The sequence below is a fragment of the Serratia sp. PAMC26656 genome (genome assembly GCF_016469055.2).
Classification (GTDB): domain Bacteria; phylum Pseudomonadota; class Gammaproteobacteria; order Enterobacterales; family Enterobacteriaceae; genus Serratia; species Serratia plymuthica.
In genome coordinates, this window is record NZ_CP150486.1 from 4,446,927 (window position 1) to 4,467,947 (window position 21,021).

A 21,021-nucleotide genomic window follows, 5' to 3' on the forward strand; every position below is an offset into this window, starting at 1 on the left:
ACCCCGTCATCGGGATGCTGCGCATCGCTCCGCAAAAAGTTTGCGCATAACAACACCTTTTTCATCAGATATAAAAAAACCGCCCGAAGGCGGTTTTTTACAACGCGGGACGACACTCAGCAATAGCCGTAGTTCATCAGGCGCTGGTAGCGGCGATTGAGCAACTCTTCGTTGTTCAAGCCGTCGAGATCTTTCAGGTCAGCCAGCAGTTGCGCTTTCAACGAGGCGGCCATCGCCGGGACGTCACGGTGAGCAGAGCCCAAGGGTTCCGGGATCACCGAGTCGACCAGCTTCAGCTCTTTCAGGCGCGGTGCAGTAATGCCCATCGCCTCTGCGGCTAACGGCGCTTTGTCGGCGCTCTTCCACAGTATTGAGGCGCAACCTTCCGGCGAGATCACCGAATAGGTGCTGTACTGCAACATATTCACTTTATCGCCAACGCCGATCGCCAACGCGCCGCCAGAACCGCCTTCGCCGATCACGGTGCAGATCACCGGGATATTCAGGCGAGACATTTCACGCAGGTTGCGGGCAATGGCCTCAGACTGACCGCGTTCTTCCGCGCCCACGCCCGGGTAAGCCCCTGGCGTGTCGATGAAAGTGATCAGCGGCAGCTTGAAGCGAGAAGCCATTTCCATCAGACGCAGTGCCTTGCGGTAGCCTTCTGGTGCCGGCATACCGAAGTTACGGCGAATTTTCTCTTTGGTTTCGCGGCCTTTCTGATGACCAATGATCATCACCGGGCGGCCATCCAGGCGCGCAATACCACCAACGATCGCTTTATCATCGGCATAAGCGCGGTCGCCAGCCAACTCTTCGAAGTCGGTAAAGATGTGTTTGATATAATCCAGGGTATAAGGACGGCGCGGGTGGCGTGCCAATTGGGCAACTTGCCAGGCCCCAAGATCGGAAAAAATCTTGCGCGTCAGCTCAACGCTCTTTTCACGAAGGCGCTGAACCTCTTCGTCCAGATTAATATCTAATTTTTCGTCTTGACGACTGACTGCAGTCAGCGAGTCAATTTTCGCTTCCAGCTCTGCAATCGGCTGTTCAAAATCAAGAAAATTCAGACTCATAGCATTCCTATATTAGTCAAATTCCAGTTCCACCTGCTCATTACCTACCAAAGTCCGCAAATCTATCAACAAGCGGTCGGTGGGCGTCACGCGCCAGGTTGCGCCAAAACGCAGCTTGGCCCGCGCATCTTCCCGTTGATAGTAAAGATGCACTGGAATCGTCCCCGAGCGATGGGGTTCCAACGACTGACGGAGACGGTTCAAAAGCTGGTCATCAATTTGCCTGTCCGTCAGCGAGATAGCAAGCCCACGAGCGTATTTTTCACGGGCTTCACTGATGTCCATTAGTTCGCGGGCCGTCATTTTAAGCCCGCCGCTAAAGTCATCAAAGCTGACCTGTCCACTGGCGATCAGGATACGGTCTTTTTCCAACAAATGCTGGTATTTTTCTAACGCATCGGTGAATAACATCACTTCCAGACGGCCTGAACGGTCATCCAGCGTACAAATCCCGATGCGGTTACCGCGCTTGGTGACCATAACCCGCGAGGCGATCACCAGCCCAACGGCGGTCGTCATTTTGCCCCGATCCGTCGGGTGCATATCTTTCAAACGCTGGCCACCGGCGTAACGTTCGATCTCCTTCAGGTACTGGGTGATCGGGTGGCCGGTCAGGTATAGCCCCAACGTCTCCCGTTCACCATCCAGCACCACCTGCTCCTGCCAGCGGGGCACATTGGCGTAGGATTGCTCCACTTGTTCCGGCGCTTCCGCCAGGACGCCAAACATGTCCACCTGGCCGATAGCTTCGGCTTTCGCATGCTGATCGGCTGCTTTCAACGCGTCGCCCAGTGAGCTCATCAGCGCGGCGCGATGTGGTCCAAGGCGATCGAATGCCCCGGACATGATCAGTTTTTCCAGAATTCGACGGTTAAGTTTTTTGACATCGGAGCGCGCACAGAGATCGAACAGGTCTTTAAAATAGCCCTGCTCCCCGCTGTTTCGCGCTTCGAGAATGGCTTCAATCGGCCCTTCTCCGACGCCTTTGATCGCGCCGATACCGTAAACGATCTCGCCGTCATCGTTGACGTGGAAATGGTACTGGCCGCTGTTAATGTCCGGCGGCAGGATTTTCAGGCCCATGCGCCAGCATTCATCCACCAACCCCACGACCTTGTCGGTGTTGTCCATATCGGCGGTCATTACCGCCGCCATAAACTCGGCCGGATAGTGGGCCTTTAACCACAGCGTCTGGTAGGACACCAGTGCATAGGCGGCAGAGTGCGATTTGTTAAAGCCGTAACCGGCGAATTTCTCTACCAGATCGAAGATTTTTACCGACAGTTCACCGTCGATGCCGCGCGATTTTGCCCCATCTTCGAAACCGCCGCGCTGCTTGGCCATTTCAACCGGGTTCTTTTTACCCATCGCACGACGCAGCATGTCCGCGCCGCCCAGCGTATAGCCGGCCAGCACCTGGGCAATCTGCATGACCTGTTCCTGGTACAGGATGATGCCATAGGTCGGTTCCAGCACCGGCTTAAGCGACTCATGCTGCCACTGGATATCCGGGTAAGAAATCTCTTCGCGGCCGTGTTTGCGGTCGATGAAGTTATCCACCATGCCTGACTGCAGCGGGCCCGGACGGAACAGCGCTACCAGTGCGATCATATCTTCGAAACAGTCGGGTTTCAGGCGCTTGATCAGATCCTTCATGCCGCGTGATTCGAGCTGGAATACCGCAGTGGTTTCCGAGCGCTGCAGCATATCGAAGCTTTTTTTGTCTTCGAGCGGAATAGCCGCGATATCAATGGGTTCCAGCCCGCTTTTCGCTCGTCGGGCATTGATCATCCCCAGCGCCCAGTCGATGATGGTCAGGGTACGCAGGCCCAGGAAGTCGAACTTCACCAGCCCGGCGTATTCCACATCATTCTTGTCAAACTGGGTGACCGGGTGATTCCCTTCGGCATCGCAGTACAGCGGCGCGAAGTCGGTGATCTTGGTAGGCGCAATAACCACGCCGCCGGCATGCTTACCGGCGTTACGCGTCACCCCTTCCAGCTTGCGCGCCATGTCGATCAGCGCTTTGACTTCTTCGTCAGCCTCGTAAATTTCCGGCAGTTGCGGTTCGGCGGCAAACGCCTTTTCCAGCGTCATGCCCGGATCGGGCGGCACCAGCTTGGAGATGCGATCGACGAAACCATAGGGGTGACCCAGCACGCGGCCCACGTCGCGAATAACCGCTTTGGCCGCCATGGTGCCGAAGGTAATGATCTGAGATACCGCCTCGCGGCCATACATCTCCGCCACGTGCTCAATCACCAGATCGCGTTTTTCCATGCAAAAGTCGACGTCGAAGTCGGGCATCGAAACACGTTCCGGGTTAAGGAAACGTTCGAACAGCAAATCAAATTCCAGCGGATCAAGATCGGTGATTTTCAGCGCATAGGCCACCAGTGAACCGGCACCGGAACCGCGTCCTGGCCCTACCGGCACATCGTTATCTTTCGACCACTGGATGAATTCCATTACGATCAGGAAGTAGCCCGGGAAGCCCATCTGGTTGATCACTCTCAGCTCAATATCCAGACGTTCGTCGTATTCAGGGCGGCGCTGTGCGCGCACTTCCGGATCCGGGAACAGGAACTCCAGGCGCTCTTCCAGCCCTTCCTTCGATTTGAGTACCAGGAAATCCTCGGTGGTCATATCACCGGTCGGGAACTGCGGCAGGAAGTATTCGCCAAGACGGATGGTGACATTGCAGCGCTTGGCGATTTCAACGCTGTTGAGCAGCGCTTCCGGGATGTCGGCAAACAGCTCGCACATCTCGTCTGCGCTGCGCATATATTGCTGCGTGCTGTAGTTGCGCGGGCGTTTGGGATCGTCAAGCGTGAAACCGTCATGGATGGCGACGCGGATCTCATGGGCGTCAAAGTCATCCTCTACCAGAAAACGCACGTCGTTGGTGGCCACCACCGGCAACCCACGTTCGGTCGCCAGCGCTACGGCTGCATGCAGGTAGTTTTCTTCGTCCGGCCGGCCTGTGCGGATCAGTTCAAGATAATAGCTGTCCGGGAAATATTGCTGATAGAAGTCCAGGCACTGATCTACCTGTTGCTGGTTACCGCGCAGCAAAAACTTGCCGACGTCACCCTGACGGGCACCAGAAAGCAGAATTAATCCCTCACGGTGTTCGATCAGCCAGTCGCGGTCAATAATCGGGCCGGCAGCGCCGTAACCACGCTGGTAAGCGCGGGAAATCAGCAGCGTCAGGTTTTGATAACCTTCATTATTGGCGGCCAGTACGGTGAGCTGCGCCAGCTCATCGCCCAGCACTTCGCTTTGCACATGAAAATCCGCGCCGATAATCGGTTTGATCCCGGCGCCGTGCGCGCTGCCATAGAACTTGACCAACCCGCACAGGTTGGTGAAATCGGTAATTGCCAAAGCAGGCATGGCTAACGCGGCGGCTCTTTTCACCAACGGCCCGATCTTGGCTAATCCATCAATCATGGAGTAGTCACTATGAACGCGCAGGTGAATAAAACGAGGTTCGGCCATATCCAGATACCTGAAACTAGGGGGCTCAGCACGCTGAACCCGGGTTAACGCTATCGCGCGCCCAGCCCGGATACCCAGGCCGGCAGATTACAACTCCAGCGCCCTTCTTACCGGGGCAAAGCTGCGGCGATGATGTTCGGTCGCACCCAGCACGGCCAAGCGCTCCAAGTGGAAGGCGGTCGGATAGCCTTTATGTTGCGCGAAACCGTAATCCGGGAACTCGCGATCCAATTCGGTCATTTCGCGATCGCGCGTCACCTTCGCCAGGATGGAGGCGGCGCTGATTTCAGCCACGCGGCTATCACCCTTCACCACCGCCTGCGAGCGCATTGGCAATTTCGGGCAACGGTTACCGTCGATTAATACCATGTCCGGCGCGATATGCAATCCGGCAACCGCACGCTGCATGGCCAACATGGTGGCGTGCAAGATGTTCAACCGATCGATCTCGTCCGGCTCGGCACGCCCCAGGCTCCAGGACAAGGCCTTCTCCACGATTTCGTCATACAGCGCCAGACGGCGTTTTTCACTGAGTTTTTTCGAGTCTGCCAGGCCAATAATCGGCCGAGTGGGATCGAGGATCACTGCGGCGGTCACTACTGCGCCCACCAAGGGGCCACGGCCGACCTCGTCCACACCGGCAATCAACGTGGCGGCGGGATAGATAAAGGGTTCAATCATGCTTTTGCCAGCTCCAACACAGCCTGAGCGGCCTGTTCATCAGCACCGCAACGGATGCTTTGGTGCAAGGTAAGGAAAGTCTGTTTCAGATCTTCGGTCTGCGGGCTGTCTTCCAGCAACGGCATCAGGGCCGCCGCCAGTTCGTCCGGCACACAGTCGTGCTGCAACAGTTCGGTGACGATTTCACGCCCGGCCAGCAGGTTAGGCAGTGAGACATACGGCGTCTTCACCAACCGCTGCGCCAACCAGAAGGTAAACGGCTTCATGCGGTAACCCACCACCATCGGGCATTTGGCCAGCATACACTCCAGCGCTGCGGTGCCCGAGGCCAGCAGTGCCGCATCGCTGGCGATCATTGCCTCACGTCCCTGGCCGTTCAACAGGTGAACGGTCAGTTCCGGTGCCACCTCAGCCTTAATACGCTCGAACTGTTCACGCCGTTTGGCGTTAACCAGCGGCACGACTACTTCAAGCTCAGGATAACGGGTGCGAAGCAGTTGGGCGGTCTTCAGGAAGTCAGCGCTCAGCATCTCGACCTCCGCACCACGGCTGCCAGGCAACAAGGCAAGGCAGCGTGCATCCGGGGCTATACCCAGCGTAGCGCGCGCGGCCAGTTTGTCCGGCTGCAGCGGCATGGCATCGGCCATGGTGTGGCCAATAAACCGACAGGGAACGTTGAAACGATCGTAAAACGCTTTTTCGAAAGGGAGAAACGCCAACACCAGATCGGTGGCTTTGCCAATTTTGAAAACGCGCTTCTGACGCCAGGCCCAGACCGACGGGCTGACATAGTGGATAGTGCGGATGCCGCGCTGCTTGAGACGGCCTTCCAGCGTGATATTGAAGTCGGGCGCATCGATGCCGACAAACACGTCCGGCTTCAATTCACTGAACCGGCGGGTAAGATCCTTGCGGATCTTCAACAGGCGTGGCAAGCGCTCAAGCACTTCCACCACGCCCATTACCGCCAGCTCTTCCATTTCGTACCAGGTTTCGCAGCCTTCAGCCTGCATCAGCGGGCCGGCGACGCCAATAAAACGCGCGTCGGGGATCTGCGTCTTGAGAGCTCGGATTAAACCGGCGCCAAGAATATCACCGGAAGTTTCTCCGGCGACCAATCCGATAGTCAATGGACGATTTTGCATAGGTCAGCGAATAATACCGCGGGTTGAACGGCCAAAGAAATCGAGGAACTGCTGCACTACCGGCTGCTCTTTGGCCAGGGCTTCGATTTCAGGCTTGGCTTCGTCCAGCGTTTTACCGCTGCGATAAAGCAGTTTGTAGGCGTTGCGGATGGCATGCAGCGCCTCTTTATCAAAACCACGACGCTTCAACCCTTCGATATTGATACCGAATGGCGTGGCGTGGTTACCCTGCGCGATGACAAAAGGTGGCACGTCTTGAGCAACGCCAGAGCAGCCGCCAACCATAACGTGAGCACCAATCACACAGAACTGATGCACCGCCGTCATGCCGCCAATGATCGCATAATCATCAACCTCAACGTGGCCGCCCAGCGTCGCGTTGTTGGCGAAGATACAGTGATTGCCGACGATACAGTCATGGGCAATGTGCGCATTCACCATAAACAGGTTGTCGTCGCCGATCTTGGTCAGGCTGGTACCCTGCACCGTGCCGCGATGAACGGTGACGCTTTCGCGGATGCGGTTGCGATCGCCAATCTCGACACGTGTCGGTTCACCCGCGTATTTCAGATCCTGATTCGCTTCGCCGATAGAGGCAAATTGATAGATCTGATTGTCACGGCCGATTTTGGTCACACCATTCACCACAACGTGGGATTTCAGTACCGTGCCAGCGCCGATTTCCACCTGGGAGCCGACGTAACAGAAGGGACCGATGTGCGCGCCAGCGCCGATAACGGCGCCTTCTTCGATAATCGCGCTTGGATGGATAAAGGCGGTTTTGTCAATCACGGATTAAGACTCCCGGCTGCGCGCGCACATCATGGTTGCTTCGCAAACAATTTTGCCGTCAACGGTCGCTACGCCTTTGAAGCGCGTCAGACCACGACGAGTTTTCTCAAAGGTGACTTCCATGATCATCTGATCGCCTGGCACTACCGGTCGTTTGAAACGGGCTTCGTCGATACCGGCAAAGTAATACAATTCGCCCGGCTCCAGTTTGCCGACGCTTTTAAACGCCAGAATACCGGTAGCCTGCGCCATTGCTTCCAGAATCAATACGCCTGGAAAAATCGGCTTACCAGGGAAGTGCCCCTGGAAAAACGGCTCATTTACAGATACGTTCTTCACCGCACGCAGGAATTTGTGCTCCTCAAACTCAAGGACGCGATCAACCAGCAAGAACGGGTAACGGTGAGGAAGCAACTCCAAAATTTCTGCAATATCCAGAGTATGAGTGTCAGTAGTCAAAATACTCTTCCTGTCTCTAAAAACTGATGGCATCAACAACACGGCCTGCGCTGACCCCAAAAGGAGATCATCATGCAGGCCGCAAATTAACAACTCTTTGCGCTTTTGGTCTTATGACCAACGCGTTTCGTTTTGTACCCAGCGAGGCGGGCGGCAGTGATTAGTCTTTTCCGACTTTTCGTTCGACAGCTTTTAAGCGCTTGCTAATCTCATCGATATTCATCACCAACGCAGCGGTTTTACGCCAAACTTTGTTGGGTTGTAACGGAATGCCCGAAGAGTATACCCCAGGTTCGGTGATTGGTCGCATAACCATTCCCATTCCAGTGACAACAACCTTGTCGGCGATCTCCATGTGACCGTTGATCACACTGGCTCCGCCGATCTGGCAATAGCGGCCGATTTTCAGGCTGCCCGCCATAATCACACCACCGGCAACGGCAGTATTGTCGCCAATCACAACGTTATGTGCAATCTGGCATTGGTTGTCGATGATAACACCATTCCCGATTTGGGTGTTATCCAACGCGCCGCGGTCAATGGTGGTGCAAGCGCCGATCTCGACGCGATCGCCGATAATCACCGTGCCCAACTGGGGAATTTTAATCCAGTTGCCGCGTTCGTTGGCATAGCCGAAACCATCAGCGCCAATCACAGTTCCTGATTGGATCAGGCAATGTTGGCCGATCTCGACTTCATGATAAATCGTTACGTTCGCCCACAGGCGCGTACCTGCGCCAATGCGTGCGCGTTTGCCGATAAAGCAACCCGGACCGATAACCACGTTATCGCCGAGTACTGCACCTGACTCGATCACCGCATTTGCCCCGATGGCAATATGCTGCCCCAGAGTGGCTTCAGGTGAGATAACCGCGCTTGGGGCGATATCCTGAGCAGGAGCCGGCGTGGTGTCCATCAGTTGCGCCATGCGCGCGTAAGTCAGGTAAGGGTTTTTAACCACCAACGCCGCAGAACGGCAGTGTGGTAAATCCGCCTCGGTAAGCACCACTGCGCTTGCCAGGCAGGAGGCCAGCTGCTCTTGATAGCGGCTGTTTGACAAAAACGTGATTTGGCCAGCCTGTGCCGAATGCATAGAAGCAATGCCGGTGATGACGAGATCGCCATCACCGTGCAATTGTGCATCCAACTGCTGCGCTAAATCAGCCAGTCGAATTGAAAGCATGTCTTATTTAACCTGTTTCAGCACGTCAGCAGTAATGTCTTTAGAAGAACCTGCGTAAGCAACGGCGTTAGCATCGATAACTACGTCGTAGCCTTCTTTGCTGGCAACAGATTTCACAGCGTCCTGAATACGGCTCAGGATTTTGTTACGCTCTTCCATCTGACGGCGACGGTTATCCTGCTCAAAAGCCTGCGCTTTCTGAGAGAACTGCTCGCGCTGAGCCATCACGTCTTTTTCCAATTTGCTGCGATCGCTGGCTTTCATGGTAGCGCCATCACGCTGCAAACGTTGCATTTTGGTCTGAAGGCTACGCTCCATGTTCTGAAGTTCGCCCGCACGGCCTTTGAACTCGTTTTCCAGCTGTTTAGCCACGGTTTCACGCGCTGGCAACTGTTGGAAAATGCTGGAGACGTTAACTACAGCGATATTATCTGCTGCCTGAACGCCAGCTGAAGCAGCCATTGCTAAACCGAGGCCTGCGGCACACAACCACTTTTTCACTATAAACTCCTTACCATCACCCATTTGTGTCATATGACACTTGAAGTACACAATCTGCCAGACTTACCCCGTGAAACAATGAGAATCATCTCTCTGTGTTCTTACGAGCATCTGGCATTTGCGATTCTTAATAACTGCTATACCCAGAAGCTGGACCTGTTACCAGGTCTTGCCAATGTTAAACTGGAACTGTTCGGACTTGTCGCCTTCGTATTTCTTGAGCGGATTGGCATAAGAGAACACCAACGGGCCCAGCGGTGACATCCATTGCAAGGCAATACCGGCAGAAACGCGGATATTGCTCGCTTTACTGTAGTCTGGAATGTCGAAGCCTTGCGTCTTGCTGTTATCCCAGTTGGTATCCCACACGGTACCTGCATCCATGAACAACGAGGTACGCACTGAGTTGGCGTATTTTTCGCTGATAAATGGCGTTGGCGTGATCAGCTCCATACTGGCAACTGCCATGGCGTTACCACCCACTGCATCATCCGAATTACAAATCTTGGTACTGTTGGAGCAGTTGTACGAACTGGAGTTGTAGTACACCGCTTTCGGACCAATGGTATTAGACCCGAAACCACGAACTGTGCTTGAGCCGCCGGCATAGAAGTTCTCGTAGAACGGCATCTCTTTACCGCCCAGACCATCGGCATAACCCAGACGGCCACGCCCCAACAGCACCCAGGTACGGTCGTCGTTGATCGGCACGTATTGCACGCTATCCAGCGTCATCTTGTAGTATTCGTTATCCGAGCCCGGAATGGTGACTTTACCATTCAGCGTGGTGCGGTTACCCGAGGTTGGGAAATAACCACGGTCAAGGTTGTTATAGGTCCAACCCAGATTCAGCGTGAAGTCATCGGCAGAGTAACTGGCACGATCGTTGGTGTTCGGGTTCAGACCCATCGAGTCGAGATAACGCCACATAGCAATTTGCGGCTGCATGTTCGACAGGCCGTTGTGGACATAACCCAGGCCGGTACGCAACGAGTTGTTTTCGTTGATCGGGAAGCCCAGGGTGCCGTCAATACCGTAACTCTTGTTGGTATAGTCGGACAGGTCCGCGTCATCGGCTTTAAAGTCGTTGTAGAAGATACGGCCACCCAAACTAACACCGTCAACAGTGAAGTACGGGTTGGTTACCGACAGCTCGGTATAAGTCTGGTAATCGTTCTTGGTGCCGCTGATGCCGACGGAGTAGCCGGTACCCAGCCAGTTGTCCTGCTGGACGCCCGCCTGGAAACTGACGCCGCTCTCGGTGCCGTAACCGACGCCGAAGTTGAAGGTACCCGTGTTGCGCTCTTTCACCTTGTAGGTGACGTCAACCTGATCGGCGGTACCTGGCACGCGCTGGGTTTCCACATCGACCGTTTCAAAATAGCCCAAACGGTTCAGACGTTCTTTACCCTGCTCAACCTGAGCGTTGCCCAGCCAAGCACCTTCCATCTGACGCATTTCGCGGCGCAGTACGGAGTCTTTGCTGGTGTCGTTGCCTTCAAACTTGATGCGGCGCACGTAGAAGCGGTTGCCCGCATCGATATTCACGTGCAACTTGACGGTTTTATCCGCGTCGTTGATTTCAGGCTGAGTGGATACTCGCGGATAAGCATAACCATAACGGCCCAACATCGTTTTGACGTTGTCTTCCATCTTGGTCACTTTACTGCCGTTATACAGTTCACCCGGTTCGACTTTGGTCAACTGCGCGACTTCCGCCGAGTGCCCGGCCAGATTGCCGTTCACCATCACGCCGCTGAGCTTGTACTGCTCACCTTCGGTGATGTTGACGGTGATGTAGATGCCTTTTTTATCCGGCGTCAGGCTGACCTGAGTCGAATCGATATTGAAGCGTGCGTAGCCGCGGTCCAGATAGAAACTGCGCAGGGTTTCAAGATCGCCCGCCAGCTTTTGCTTCTGGTATTTGCGGTCGCCAACCACGTTCCACCACGGCACTTCATCACGCAGTTGGAAACGTGAAATCAGCTCATCGTTAGTGAAGGCATGGTTGCCAACAATGTTGATTTGTTGAATCTTGGCGGAAACCCCTTCCGTGAACACCAGTTTCAGGTCGACACGGTTACGCGGCAATGGCGTGACTACGGCTTTCACCGAGGCACTGTATTTACCGACGCTGTAGTAGAAGTCTTCCAACCCTTTTTCAATGCTGGAAATCGTGGTGCGGTCGAGCGCCTCGCCAACCCGAACGCCAGAGGCCTCCAGGTTTTGCTTGAGCATGTCATCCTTCACCGACTTGTTGCCGGAGAAAGTGATGCTGGCAATGGTAGGACGTTCCTTAACCTGAACGATCAGCGTATTACCATCGCGCAGCACGCGAACGTCCTCGAAGTTGCCAGTGGCAAACAAGGCACGGATGGTATTACTGATATCATCGTCAGTGACGGTATCGCCTACGCGAACCGGCATGTTGAGTAACGCCGCACCGACGGCGACTCGCTGCAGGCCTTCGAAATGAATATCTTTCACTACGAACCCGTCTGCACCGTATACGGTGGCGCTGCCAAACAGCAGCGACGCTATGAGCAACTTTTTCATCGCCATCGTTGTTATGCGTTCTTCCTAACCTATTCTCGCCCCTAGAGACGAGAAAAATCATTGAAAAGTGCAAGACCCATTAAAAGCACCAACACGATCGAACCAATGCGGTAACTGTAGTCCTGTACTCGCTCGGAAACCGGCCCACCCTTCAGCTTTTCTATCGCCAGGAAGAGGAGATGCCCACCATCTAACACCGGTAATGGGAACAGGTTGATGATACCCAGGTTGACACTAATCAACGCGAGAAACATCAGATAATACACAAACCCAACCCCAGCTGATGCCCCTGCTCCCTGTGCAATCGAAATCGGGCCACTCAGGTTATTCAGCTTTACATCACCGGTTATTAATTTACCCAGCATGTTGACCGTAAGCCGCATAAGCTGCCAGGTCTTGTCCCCGGCCTGATACAGCGCCGGGAAAGGTCCATACTGACGAATCGTCTTATACTCGTCCGGCAGCGGCAGCACTTTCGGAATGATGCCCGCAAACCCCACGCTTTTGTCTTTTCCCACCGGCTTTGTATCCGGTATCAGCGTCAAAGACAAGGGGGCGCCGTTTCTTTCAATCTCTAAAACCAGCGGTTGCCCAGGACCATCGTGGATCCGCTTGACCAACGTTTGCCAACGGCCCAACAGCTGACCATCGACTTTAACGATCCTGTCCCCCGCTTGCAAACCCGCCTTTTGCGCCGCCGAATCCGGCTGCACTTCGGCAAGAACCGATTCTATCTGCGGACCGCGCGGAATAATACCCAGCGCTACCACGGGATCTTGCTTGTCCGGCTCAAAATTCCACTGGCGTAAATCCAGAGTTTTAGTCACTACCTGCGAAGAACCAAACGGAGCGATACCCACTTCGGTTTCCGCGTCGCCAATCTTCGCCACCAGAGCCAGACGAACTGACTCCCAATCAGGCGTTTCGATACCATCAACGGACTTTAGTTCCATTCCGGGCGAAATTTCGGCCTGTGCGGCAATCGATTGTGGGGATATTTCACCAATCACCGGACGGAAACTGGGCACACCGATAATGAACACCAGCCAATAAGCAAGGATAGCAAACAGAAAGTTGGCGATGGGGCCGGCGCTGATAATCGCTGCGCGCTGCCATACGGTTTTATTGTTAAACGCCTGATGACGGAGTTCCGGCGCAACCGAATCAACCCGTTCATCCAGCATCTTCACATAACCGCCCAGCGGGATCAGGGCGATCACGTACTCGGTGCCCTGGCGGTCTGTACGGCGCCATAATGCGCGGCCAAAACCGATGGAAAAGCGTTCTACACGGACGCCGCAGCGACGGGCGACCCAAAAGTGCCCGAACTCATGCACGGTGATTAAAACACCGAGCGCAACAAGAAATGCGACTAAGTTCCAGAGCACGCTAACCATAATCCCTTCACTCCCCGCCGTTGACGGATTAAAACACTAACAGCATCAGGCAGGCAAATACAGGCACTGCTGCGGTCAGGCTGTCGATACGATCCAGTATGCCGCCATGACCCGGTATCAGATGACCACTGTCTTTGATACCCGCTTCGCGTTTGAACATGCTCTCGGTAAGGTCGCCCAGCACAGAGGCCAGCGCGGCGATCACCGAACAAATCAGTAAGGTTGCCGGCACCACGTTCAACGGTGCGTAACGGCCGAACAGCCAGGATATCAGCGCCGAGGTCACCAGACCGCCGATTAATCCTTCCCAGGTTTTTCCTGGAGACACCTTCGGTGCCAGCTTGTGCTTGCCAAACAACTTGCCGAACATGTAAGCGCCGGAGTCCGCCCCCCAAACCAGCAGCATCACGTACAGCAGCCACCAGGCGCCGGTGAAGTGGTTTTGTTCGTAGCCGAATTGACGCAACGCCAGCATACCCCAGAAGAACGGCACAATGGTCAGCAGGCCAAAGAGCAGGCGAATTGGGCGTGAGTTACGCCACAGCGCGGCTGAACCGGGATAAAACAGCACAAGCAACAGTGCCGCCAGCCACCAGGCCAGTGACAGCCACAGCGGCCCGCCCACCTGAGGCAAATGGACCGACTGGTGATAGGCAGGAACACTGAGCATCATCAGCGCCAGCAGGAAACCACACAGTATCGCCAACCAGATGCGCTGCGAGCGGGAAGTAAAACCGGCCAGTTGGCCCCACTCCCAGGCAGCTAACATGCACACAACGAGCGTTACCAGGGCAAAGCCCACCGGCGGCAGCAAAAACAGCGCCGCGATAACAATCGGAATCAAGATCAGAGCAGTTATGAGGCGATACTTCAGCAAAAGTTCCCCCTAGGACGCATCGGCGCCGTTAGGTGTTGTTCCCCCGAAGCGGCGCTCACGTTGTGCAAATGCATTCAGCGCACCTTCAAAGACAAGTTCATCAAAATCAGGCCAGAGTACATCAGTAAAGTAAAGTTCGGCATAAGCAATTTGCCACAGCAAGAAGTTACTGATGCGGTGTTCACCGCCGGTGCGGATAACCAGATCCACCGGCGCCAAATCGTTCATGCAGACCCGCTCGCCCAATAACTCTTCGCTGATTTGATCCGGACGCAGCAAACCACCCTGCACCTGCTCAGCCAGCTCCCTTACTCCCTGAATGATATCCCAACGGCCACCGTAGTTGGCGGCAATGTTGAGCGTCAGGCCATCGTTATTTTCTGTCAGTTGCTCGGAGCGACGGATCCGCTCCTGCAAACGCGTGCTGAAACGGCTGATGTCGCCGATCACCCGCAGTCTGACGTTATGTTTATGCAGGCTTTTTACTTCGCTGTCCAAGGCACGGACAAAGAGCTCCATTAGTGCGGAGACTTCCTGTACCGGGCGATTCCAGTTCTCGCTGCTGAAGGCATAAAGCGTGAGTGCATCTAAATGGTTGTTGGCGGCAAAACTGACCGCACGACGTACCGATTTCACCCCTGCTTTATGACCGAAGACACGTAACTTGCCCTGACGTTTAGCCCAGCGCCCGTTGCCGTCCATAATAATGGCGACATGTCGTGGCCCAAAGACGGACGGATTAGCCTCTTGTTGATTTGCGGACGACATAACTCGTACTTATTTCCTCAATAGAAATACAACTGCCCTTCCGGAACATCAGGCCCTTACGCGCAAAAAAAGCCGTGTGCCCGACACGGCTTTTCAGTCTGCCCCCGCACACCCGGTCATATCCGGGGCGCTATCGACATCCAAGATGCCAATCAGGCCATAATTCAACGGTATAACCGCTGACAGGTGGCGCAGACTATACCACCTCAGCCGGGCATGAACAAACGGCCCCACTGCGGCACGCGTAATTTACGAACAAAATAGGATAATAGCCGCTATCAACCACGCAGTGACTTCACTAACCCAACGGCAACTTCACGGGCCTGGCGATCTATTTCTAAGACCGCATCAATGCAGGACGGTTCCTGCAAAGACAGCCGTTCGACCACTTTTTGGTTCACTGTCGCGATGTCGGTAAAGCGAATCTGCTCTTGCAGGAAGGCCGCAACGGCCACTTCGTTAGCCGCATTCAGCGCGGTGGTTGCCGCCTGGCCGGCATCAAAGGCGTCAATCGCCAGATACAGGCAAGGGTAACGCTCCCGTTCAGGTTCGGCAAAGGTCAACGAACCGATACGGCAGAAATCCAGCGCTTCCACACCAGAGCTGACCCGCTGCGGGTAAGCCATCGCATGGGCGATTGGCGTACGCATATCCGGCGTGCCCAACTGGGCCAGCACACTGCCATCAGCATAGCGCACCATTGAGTGGATCACCGACTGCGGGTGCAGAATCACTTCCATTTGTTCGGCCGAAGCGTTGAACAGCCAACGGGCCTCAATATATTCCAGTCCTTTGTTCATCATGGTGGCGGAATCCACCGAGATCTTGCGCCCCATAGACCAATTAGGATGGGCGCAGGCCTGGTCCGGCGTCATTGTGGCAAACTGCTCCAGCGGCGTCGAACGGAACGGGCCGCCAGAACCGGTAAGCACAATACGCGAAACACCATGATCGACTAATGAAGAGTATCCCAACTGACGCTGAATGCTTTCAGGCAAACTCTGAAAAATCGCGTTGTGTTCGCTGTCCAGTGGCAATAACTGCGCCTGGCTCTTTTGCACGGCATCCATAAATAGACGGCCACAGGTCACCAGCGACTCTTTGTTCGCCAACAAGACCTGTTTGCCGGCGCGGATCGCCGCCAGCGTCGGCAACAGCCCGGCAGCGCCGACAATAGCCGCAGTGACCTGATCGACATCATCCAGCGCCGCCAACTCACAGGCAGCCTGTTCGCCCGCCATTACCTCAGTGTCAATGTCGTTTTCCGCCAGTACGTCGCGCAATTCGCGCGCCGCGCCTTCGTCCGCCATCGCAGCATAAGCCGGGCGAAACTCCATACACTGTTGCGCCATCACCGCTACATTGCGGCCGGCAACCAGCGCTTTAATCGCAAAACGGTCGGGATTTTCCCTGACCACGGCCAGGGTGCTGGTTCCCACTGAGCCGGTGGAACCAAGAATAGTCAGTTGCTTCATGAGTTCGCTCTGAATAACTGTCTGATGAGATCGGAGGTGTTCCAGTGTGTAACCTTGGCCACCGCTTGTCCATGATCAATCAGTACGATGAAACGGGATCTGCGCCACAAAAAACAAAGCGCCGCCCAGGCGACGCTTTTTTTCTGCGCGATGCTGATTAGAAATCCATCAGCTCTTTTTCTTTATCCGCCAAAGCGGCATCCAGAAGTTTGATGTAAGCATCGGTCAGTTTTTGCACGTCATCCTGTGAACGACGATCTTCGTCTTCGCTGATTTCTTTGTCTTTCAGCAGCGCTTTCACTTTGTCGTTGGCGTCGCGGCGAACGTTACGCACGGCCACACGGCCCTGCTCGGCTTCGTTGCGCACTACTTTGATCAGATCTTTACGGCGCTCTTCAGTCAGAGGAGGAAGCGGAACGCGGATCACGCTGCCTGCTGAACTTGGGTTCAGGCCGAGGTCTGAAGACATGATGGCTTTTTCTACCGCTGAACCCAGGGAACGATCAAACAAGTTGATGGCCAAGGTGCGGGAGTCTTCTACGGTCACGTTAGCCAGCTGACGCAGCGGCGTAGCAGAACCATAGTATTCCACCATGATGCCGTCCAGGATGCTTGGAGAAGCACGGCCGGTACGGATTTTGCTGATTTGGGTTTTGAATGCTTCTACGCTTTTTTCCATGCGTGAATCAGCATCTTTTCTGATTTCATTAATCACGTTGCGAACCTTTAGAAACGGGTTACTTGGCAGGCTATACATCAGTATAGCCCGTGAATTTTACTTGAGGAAAGCGCTCAACGCACAGCGTTACCGCTCCCGTTAAATTTGGCAGAACAGCTTTATTTGCTGATCAGCGTACCTTCGTTTTCACCCATCACCACGCGGCGCAACGCGCCCGGTTTGTTCATGTTGAATACGCGGATCGGCAGACCGTGATCGCGGGCCAGCGTAAACGCAGCCAGGTCCATCACTTTCAGCTCGCGCTCAAGCACGTCTTGATAGGTTATATGTTCGTACAGCGTTGCATCCGGGTTTTTAACCGGATCGGCGGAGTATACGCCATCCACTTTGGTCGCTTTCAGTACCACGTCGGCTTCAATTTCGATCCCGCGCAGGCAAGCTGCCGAATCGGTGGTGAAGAACGGGTTGCCGGTACCGGCAGAGAAGATCACCACGCGGTTATTACGCAGCAGGCTGATGGCCTCGGCCCAGCTGTAGTTGTCACACACGCCGTTCAACGGAATAGCAGACATCAGGCGGGCGTTCACATAGGCACGGTGCAGTGCATCACGCATAGCCAGGCCGTTCATCACAGTAGCCAGCATTCCCATGTGGTCGCCCACTACGCGGTTCATTCCGGCCTGAGCCAGACCCGCGCCGCGGAACAGGTTACCGCCGCCAATCACTACACCGACCTGAATTCCCAGTTCGACCAGCTCTTTAACTTCCTGAGCCATGCGATCCAAAACGCTGGCGTCGATACCAAAACCTTCTGCACCTTGCAGGGCTTCGCCACTCAGTTTGAGCAGAATACGCTGATATACGGGTTTTGCATTGGTTGCCATGGTGTTCTGTCCTAAGAAGCAGTATTAGTATTGGGGATTTCAGCCGATGAAGCGCGCCTGTGCTGAGTATAGTGCCACAGGGCTTGCCACCGGTGTTAATTCTGGCTGGATAAAATGGAACCGCCAGACGGCGGCTCCATTAACAATCATTAAGACTGTTTGCTCATTGCTGCAACTTCAGCAGCAAAGTCATTTTCAACTTTCTCGATGCCTTCGCCCACTTCGAAGCGGATGAAGTTAACAACGTCAGCGTTGTGCTCTTTCAGCACTTGGCCAACAGTCTTGCTTGGCTCGATAACGAAAGGCTGACCGGTCAGAGAAACTTCGCCGGTGAATTTCTTCATGCGGCCTTCAACCATTTTCTCTGCGATTTCTTTCGGCTTGCCAGACTGCATGGCGATGTCCAACTGAACCTGGTACTCTTTTTCTACCACTTCAGCAGACACATCTTCAGGCTTCACGAATTCAGGCTTGCTGGCCGCAACGTGCATGGCAATTTGCTTAACCAGTTCTTCGTCAGCGCCTGTAGCGGCAATCAGAACACCGATACGCGCGCCGTGCAGGTAGCTACCCAACACTTCGCCTTCCAGGGAAGCAACGCGACGGATGTTGATGTTCTCACCGATTTTTGCAACCAGCGCTACACGTTCTTCTTCGAACTGTGCTTTCAATACGTCAACATCAGTGATTTTGCCTGCAACAGCAGCATCCAGCACTTTGTCAGCGAACGCCTGGAAACCGGCATCTTTAGCAACAAAGTCAGTCTGGCAGTTAACTTCTACGATCACGCCGTAGTTGCCTTCGATCTTGGTTTTGATCACGCCGTCAGCAGCTACGTTGCCTGCTTTTTTCGCCGCTTTGATCGCACCAGATTTACGCATGTTTTCGATTGCCAGTTCGATGTCGCCGTTAGACTCGACCAGCGCTTTTTTACAATCCATCATGCCGGCGCCAGTACGCTCACGCAGTTCTTTTACCAGGGCAGCGGTAATATCAGCCATTTCTTTTTCCTCGGTTATCTCGCACGGAGATAGTTCTCATTCAGATAAGCAAAAGGGGCCTATTTAGGCCCCTCTAACCAACATATTCAATACCTGGTTAATAAGGGCTCAGTGACGAGCTTGCCTTATTATTCAGCTTCTACGAAGCTTTCTTCCGCCTGAACGGCCAGATCTTGAGAACGACCTTCACGGACGGCGGCAGCAACGGCAGTCAGGTACAATTTGATTGCACGGATTGCATCGTCGTTACCAGGGATGATGAAGTCAACGCCGTCTGGATCGGAGTTGGTATCAACGATAGAGAATACCGGGATACCCAGGTTGTTGGCTTCTTTGATCGCGATGTGTTCGTGATCTGCATCGATTACGAACAGAGCGTCAGGCAGACCACCCATGTCCTTGATACCACCCAGAGAGTTTTCCAGCTTGGCCAGTTCGCGAGTACGCATCAGCGCCTCTTTCTTGGTCAGCTTGTCAAAGGTGCCATCTTGAGACTGGATTTCCAGATCTTTCAAACGCTTGATTGACTGACGAACGGTTTTCCAGTTAGTCAGCATGCCGCCCAACCAGCGATGGTTCACGAAGAACTGATCGCAGTTGTTAGCATATTCTTTTACCGCTTCGCTTGCTGCGCGCTTGGTACCAACGAACAGGATCTTGCCTTTACGGGAAGAGATCTTGGTCAGTTCAGCCAGTGCTGCGTTGGCCATTGGTACGGTTTTTTCCAGGTTGATGATGTGAACCTTGTTACGTGCGCCGAAGATGAAAGGCTTCATTTTCGGGTTCCAGTAACGGGTCTGGTGACCAAAGTGTACACCGGCCTGGAGCATGTCGCGCATGGAAACAGTTGCCATGATTAAACCTCTATATAGATTAGTTGGGGTTATGCCTCCACGTATCCCATAACGCCGACCCCGACGATGATAAATCACCTCAGAGCACCCCGGTGTATGTGTCGATACGTGTGTGTTATTTACACAATGTGAGTGCAGTTTAAAGTACTTCGGCTATTTCCGTTATCGACACAAGATCAACTTACGGATCGCCGGCGCGCTTTATACCATAAACCCGCCACCGACACCAACTTTTGTTGCGTTTACCGGGGCGCCGACAAATGAAATTTGGCAGCTTCTGGCCGGGCTGATACCATAAGAGACTGCTTCTTATTTCTTTCTGTTGTCGGCGAGCACGACACCTGCGGACGAATTTCATGGCAATCTCAATTAAAACATCTGATGACATCCAAAAAATGCGCGTGGCGGGCCGCTTGGCCGCTGAAGTGCTGGAAATCATCGAGCCGCACGTCAAACCTGGCGTGACCACCGGTGAACTGGACCGTATCTGTCACGAGTACATTACCAACGAACAACAGGCCATCTCCGCCTGCCTCGGCTACCACGGTTTCCCGAAATCCGTGTGCATCTCGGTAAACGAAGTGGTGTGCCACGGCATCCCGAACGATGACAAAGTGTTGAAGGACGGCGACATCGTCAATATCGACGTGACCGTCATTAAAGACGGATTCCACGGCGATACCTCCAAGATGTTCATTGTCGGCAAGCCGACCATTCTGGGCGAGCGGCTGTGTCGCGTTACCCAGGAAAGCCTGTATCTGGCGCTGAAAATGGTGAAACCGGGCATCCGCCTGCGCACCCTGGGCAAAGAGATCCAGAAGTTCGTGGAAGCCGAGAAGTTTTCCGTAGTGCGTGAATACTGCGGTCATGGCATCGGCGAAGTGTTCCACGAAGAACCGCAGGTGCTGCACTATGACGCCGACGACGGCGGCGTGGTACTGCAGGCCGGCATGGCGTTCACCATAGAGCCGATGGTCAATGCCGGTGACTACCGCATCCGCACCATGAAAGACGGCTGGACGGTAAAAACTAAAGATCGCAGCTTGTCGGCGCAGTATGAGCATACTATTGTGGTCACAGATAACGGCTGCGAGATAATGACGTTGCGCAAGGATGACACCATCCCCAACATCATTACGCACGAACAGTAAGAAACGCGGTCACACACCGTTGTTTCTTGTCACAGGCCGGC

Annotated in this window: 18 protein-coding genes; 1 reads left to right on the forward strand and 17 read right to left on the reverse strand. The window is 54.4% G+C overall.

Annotated elements, in window-relative coordinates; all coding sequences use genetic code 11:
• Positions 1–116 precede the first annotated feature (116 nt).
• From accA to rpsB, 17 genes are all read right to left on the reverse strand, one after another.
• Entirely contained in the window at positions 117–1,076 is a 960-nt protein-coding gene (accA, locus tag JEM67_RS22015; protein WP_013814261.1) for an acetyl-CoA carboxylase carboxyl transferase subunit alpha, read from the reverse strand.
• 12 nt (positions 1,077–1,088) lie between these two features.
• The gene (gene dnaE, locus JEM67_RS22020; protein ID WP_199637664.1) at positions 1,089–4,577 is read right to left on the reverse strand and encodes a DNA polymerase III subunit alpha; all 3,489 of its coding nucleotides are present in this window, start codon (positions 4,575–4,577) and stop codon (positions 1,089–1,091) included.
• 87 nt (positions 4,578–4,664) lie between these two features.
• A complete protein-coding gene (gene rnhB, locus JEM67_RS22025; RefSeq protein ID WP_013814263.1) occupies positions 4,665–5,258 on the reverse strand; it encodes a ribonuclease HII in 594 nt (197 codons plus the stop codon).
• Complete coding sequence (lpxB, locus tag JEM67_RS22030) at positions 5,255–6,403, reverse strand: lipid-A-disaccharide synthase (protein ID WP_199637666.1); 1,149 nt, start codon at positions 6,401–6,403, stop codon at positions 5,255–5,257. Before lpxB ends, rnhB begins: the two co-directional genes overlap by 4 nt.
• Before the next feature lie 3 nt (positions 6,404–6,406).
• Entirely contained in the window at positions 6,407–7,195 is a 789-nt protein-coding gene (gene lpxA / locus JEM67_RS22035) for an acyl-ACP--UDP-N-acetylglucosamine O-acyltransferase (protein WP_199637668.1), read from the reverse strand.
• Positions 7,196–7,198: 3 nt separating this feature from the next.
• Positions 7,199–7,654: a 3-hydroxyacyl-ACP dehydratase FabZ gene (gene fabZ / locus JEM67_RS22040; protein ID WP_006327526.1), complete on the reverse strand. Its 456-nt coding sequence runs from the start codon at positions 7,652–7,654 to the stop codon at positions 7,199–7,201.
• Positions 7,655–7,814: 160 nt separating this feature from the next.
• The gene (gene lpxD / locus JEM67_RS22045) at positions 7,815–8,837 is read right to left on the reverse strand and encodes a UDP-3-O-(3-hydroxymyristoyl)glucosamine N-acyltransferase (RefSeq protein WP_199637670.1); all 1,023 of its coding nucleotides are present in this window, start codon (positions 8,835–8,837) and stop codon (positions 7,815–7,817) included.
• A 3-nt stretch (positions 8,838–8,840) separates the two neighbouring features.
• Positions 8,841–9,338 carry a molecular chaperone Skp gene (gene skp / locus JEM67_RS22050; RefSeq protein ID WP_004952213.1) on the reverse strand — a complete coding sequence of 166 codons (498 nt, stop codon included), beginning with the start codon at positions 9,336–9,338 and terminating at the stop codon, positions 8,841–8,843.
• Between the two features lie 159 nt (positions 9,339–9,497).
• Positions 9,498–11,900: an outer membrane protein assembly factor BamA gene (gene bamA, locus JEM67_RS22055; protein ID WP_199637671.1), complete on the reverse strand. Its 2,403-nt coding sequence runs from the start codon at positions 11,898–11,900 to the stop codon at positions 9,498–9,500.
• 35 nt (positions 11,901–11,935) lie between these two features.
• Positions 11,936–13,291 carry a sigma E protease regulator RseP gene (gene rseP / locus JEM67_RS22060; RefSeq protein ID WP_004952215.1) on the reverse strand — a complete coding sequence of 452 codons (1,356 nt, stop codon included), beginning with the start codon at positions 13,289–13,291 and terminating at the stop codon, positions 11,936–11,938.
• Positions 13,292–13,319: 28 nt separating this feature from the next.
• A complete protein-coding gene (cdsA, locus tag JEM67_RS22065) occupies positions 13,320–14,168 on the reverse strand; it encodes a phosphatidate cytidylyltransferase (RefSeq protein ID WP_004952216.1) in 849 nt (282 codons plus the stop codon).
• Between the two features lie 9 nt (positions 14,169–14,177).
• Entirely contained in the window at positions 14,178–14,936 is a 759-nt protein-coding gene (gene ispU, locus JEM67_RS22070) for a (2E,6E)-farnesyl-diphosphate-specific ditrans,polycis-undecaprenyl-diphosphate synthase (RefSeq protein WP_013814267.1), read from the reverse strand.
• Positions 14,937–15,214: 278 nt separating this feature from the next.
• Entirely contained in the window at positions 15,215–16,411 is a 1,197-nt protein-coding gene (gene ispC / locus JEM67_RS22075) for a 1-deoxy-D-xylulose-5-phosphate reductoisomerase (protein WP_199637673.1), read from the reverse strand.
• Positions 16,412–16,568: 157 nt separating this feature from the next.
• The gene (gene frr / locus JEM67_RS22080; protein WP_041416326.1) at positions 16,569–17,126 is read right to left on the reverse strand and encodes a ribosome recycling factor; all 558 of its coding nucleotides are present in this window, start codon (positions 17,124–17,126) and stop codon (positions 16,569–16,571) included.
• A 122-nt stretch (positions 17,127–17,248) separates the two neighbouring features.
• Positions 17,249–17,974 carry a UMP kinase gene (pyrH, locus tag JEM67_RS22085; protein ID WP_004952223.1) on the reverse strand — a complete coding sequence of 242 codons (726 nt, stop codon included), beginning with the start codon at positions 17,972–17,974 and terminating at the stop codon, positions 17,249–17,251.
• Between the two features lie 149 nt (positions 17,975–18,123).
• Positions 18,124–18,975 (reverse strand): translation elongation factor Ts, encoded by an 852-nt coding sequence (gene tsf, locus JEM67_RS22090; RefSeq protein ID WP_199637675.1) that lies wholly within the window; start codon positions 18,973–18,975, stop codon positions 18,124–18,126.
• A 128-nt stretch (positions 18,976–19,103) separates the two neighbouring features.
• Positions 19,104–19,829: a 30S ribosomal protein S2 gene (gene rpsB / locus JEM67_RS22095; RefSeq protein WP_004952226.1), complete on the reverse strand. Its 726-nt coding sequence runs from the start codon at positions 19,827–19,829 to the stop codon at positions 19,104–19,106.
• 356 nt (positions 19,830–20,185) lie between these two features.
• On the opposite strand from rpsB, the gene map reads away from it, so the two are divergent.
• Positions 20,186–20,980 (forward strand): type I methionyl aminopeptidase, encoded by a 795-nt coding sequence (gene map / locus JEM67_RS22100; RefSeq protein ID WP_199637677.1) that lies wholly within the window; start codon positions 20,186–20,188, stop codon positions 20,978–20,980.
• Positions 20,981–21,021: the final 41 nt, after the last annotated feature.